This window comes from Pseudomonas sp. P5_B2 (assembly GCF_056400445.1).
The window spans coordinates 1-2,881 of sequence record NZ_JBFULH010000528.1 but is presented as its reverse complement, the minus strand read 5'-3'; the positions used below and the strand labels follow the sequence as shown (position 1 = coordinate 2,881).

Sequence of the window (2,881 nt, the reverse complement as noted above, 5' to 3'; positions counted from 1 at the left end):
GGATATGGGCTTCCTGCGCCGAAATTGACTAACAAAACTGGCCACACAGGCTACTTTCGTTGCATCCCTCGATGATCCGCTTCTTGAGGACCTGAGATGACCCGTATCGGAACTCCATTGTCGCCAACCGCGACCCGCGTATTGCTGTGTGGCTGTGGTGAGTTGGGCAAGGAAGTGGTGATCGAACTGCAACGCCTGGGCGTTGAAGTGATTGCCGTGGATCGTTACGCCAACGCCCCGGCCATGCAGGTCGCCCATCGCAGCCACGTGATCAACATGCTCGACGGCGCCGCCCTGCGTGCAGTGATCGAAGCCGAGAAGCCGCACTTCATCGTGCCGGAAATCGAAGCCATCGCGACCGCCACCCTGGTCGAACTGGAAGCCGAAGGCTTCACCGTGATCCCGACTGCGCGTGCTGCACAGCTGACCATGAACCGCGAAGGCATCCGTCGCCTGGCGGCCGAAGAACTGGATCTGCCAACCTCGCCGTACCACTTCGCCGATACTTTCGAGGATTACAGCAAAGCCGTCGAAGATCTCGGCTTCCCGTGCGTGGTCAAGCCGGTGATGAGCTCCTCGGGCAAAGGCCAGAGCCTGTTGCGCAGCGCCGATGACGTCAAAACCGCGTGGGACTACGCGCAAGAAGGCGGTCGCGCCGGCAAAGGCCGCGTGATCGTTGAAGGCTTCATCGACTTCGACTACGAGATCACCCTGCTGACCGTGCGTCACGTCGGTGGCACCACGTTCTGCGCGCCGGTCGGTCACCGTCAGGAGAAGGGTGACTATCAGGAATCCTGGCAACCACAAGCCATGAGCCCGATAGCCTTGGCTGAGTCCGAGCGCGTAGCCAAAGCCGTCACCGAGGCGTTGGGCGGTCGTGGTCTGTTTGGCGTCGAGTTGTTCATCAAAGGCGACCAGGTGTGGTTCAGCGAAGTCTCGCCGCGCCCGCATGACACCGGCCTGGTGACCCTGATTTCCCAGGATCTGTCGCAATTCGCGTTGCACGCGCGGGCGATTCTGGGCCTGCCGATCCCGTTGATCCGTCAGTTCGGGCCTTCGGCTTCAGCGGTGATTCTGGTGGAAGGGCAGTCGACCCAGACCGCTTTCGCCAACCTGGGTGCTGCGTTGAGCGAGCCGGACACGGCGTTGCGTTTGTTTGGCAAGCCAGAAGTGAATGGTCAGCGCCGGATGGGTGTAGCGTTGGCGCGGGATGAATCGATTGAATTGGCTCGTGCCAAGGCTACTCGCGCTGCGCAGGCTGTCGTAGTAGAGCTTTAAAAGCATCGCGGGCAAGCCCGGCTCCAACAGGGACCGCATTCTTTATGACAGAACGCGGTCTCCTGTGGGCGCGGGCTTGCCCGCGATAGCGGTCTGTCAGGCCACCCGATTCAGATCGTTATGCCGTGTCTCTTTCAGGCACAGCACCGCAATCAAACTCAGCACCGCCGCCGCCGACACATACCCGCCGACATAACTCAGACCGCCCATCGCCACCAGCTTCTGCGCGAAGAACGGCGCCGCCGAGGCACCGACGATCCCACCCAGGTTGTACGCAGCCGAGGCTCCGGTATAGCGAACGTGAGTCGGAAACAGTTCAGGCAGCAATGCACCCATCGGCGCAAACGTTACGCCCATCAGAAACAATTCGATGCACAGGAACAACGCCACGCCCCAGGTCGAACCTTGGGTCAGTAGCGGTTCCATCAAGAATCCGGACAGAATCGCCAGCACGCCACCGATGATCAGCACCGGTTTGCGCCCGTAACGGTCGCTGGCCCACGCCGACAGTGGTGTAGCTGCAGCCATGAACAGCACGGCGAAGCACAATAAAGCAAGGAAGGTTTCCCGGGTATAGCCGAGGGTCGACACGCCATAACTCAGCGAAAACACGGTAGAGATGTAGAACAGCGCGTAGCACACTACCATCGACCCTGCGCCCAAAAGCATCGGAGCCCAGTACTGGCTGAGCAGTTCGACCAGCGGGATTTTCACCCGTTCTTGACGGGCCATCGCATTGGCGAATACCGGGGTTTCGTGGAGCTTCAATCGAACATACAGGCCGACCATCACCAGTACGGCACTGAGCAGAAACGGTATCCGCCAGCCCCACGAGCGGAATTGTTCGTCATTCAGTGTCATTGCGAGGGTCAGGAACAGACCATTCGCCGCCAGAAAACCGATCGAAGGGCCAAGCTGCGGGAACATGCCGAACCAGGCGCGTTTGCCTTTGGGGGCGTTCTCCGTGGCCAACAGCGCCGCGCCTCCCCATTCGCCACCCAGCCCCAGGCCCTGGCCGAAGCGCAGCACACAAAGCAGGATCGGCGCCCAGGCGCCAATGCTGTCGTAACCCGGCAATACGCCGATCAATGTGGTGCAGACGCCCATCAGCAGCAGCGAGGCGACAAGTGTCGATTTTCGCCCGATGCGGTCACCAAAGTGGCCGAAAAGTGCTGAACCCAGCGGTCGAGCAAGAAAGGCGATGCCGAAAGTGAGGAACGCCGACAACATTTGAGCGGTGCCGGAGGTCTGCGGAAAGAACACCGGCCCGATCACCAACGCTGCTGCGGTGGCGTAGACGTAGAAGTCGTAAAACTCGATGGCGGTGCCGATGAAACTCGCTGTGGCCACCCGGGTGGCGGAGTTCGTCGGTTGTGCGGACGTGGTTTCGGTATAAGTCGTGCTGGTCGTCATGCGGTTATCCCTGACAGTCATGTGCCCCAGTGGAGCGATTTTTTTTATGGTCGAACACCCAGGGATGTGGGTTTTGCAGCGGAGTGCGGGTAGCACTGGAGTGACGCGGGGCTTGGGTAAGCGTCCCGATTATAGGAAGGTGCCTAACGATTGAACAAGGGGCTTTATACGACGACTGGAACTGAACTGG

At 60.2% G+C, this 2,881-nt stretch carries 2 protein-coding genes; one reads left to right on the top strand and one right to left on the bottom strand.

The window, feature by feature from the left end; translation table 11 throughout:
- Positions 1-96 precede the first annotated feature (96 nt).
- Complete coding sequence (purT, locus tag AC1DRJ_RS23455) at positions 97-1,278, top strand: formate-dependent phosphoribosylglycinamide formyltransferase (RefSeq protein WP_477791281.1); 1,182 nt, start codon at positions 97-99, stop codon at positions 1,276-1,278.
- A gap of 96 nt (positions 1,279-1,374) precedes the next feature.
- Here the strand turns inward: purT and AC1DRJ_RS23450 are convergent, their stop codons facing one another.
- Positions 1,375-2,691 carry an MFS transporter gene (locus AC1DRJ_RS23450; protein ID WP_477804249.1) on the bottom strand — a complete coding sequence of 439 codons (1,317 nt, stop codon included), beginning with the start codon at positions 2,689-2,691 and terminating at the stop codon, positions 1,375-1,377.
- Positions 2,692-2,881: the final 190 nt, after the last annotated feature.

Bases quoted from the DNA above. Each gene is read 5' to 3' on its own strand.
- purT (WP_477791281.1), top strand. From the start codon at position 97: ATGACCCGTATCGGAACTCCATTGTCGCCAACCGCGACCCGCGTATTG.
- AC1DRJ_RS23450 (WP_477804249.1), bottom strand. From the start codon at position 2,691: ATGACGACCAGCACGACTTATACCGAAACCACGTCCGCACAACCGACG.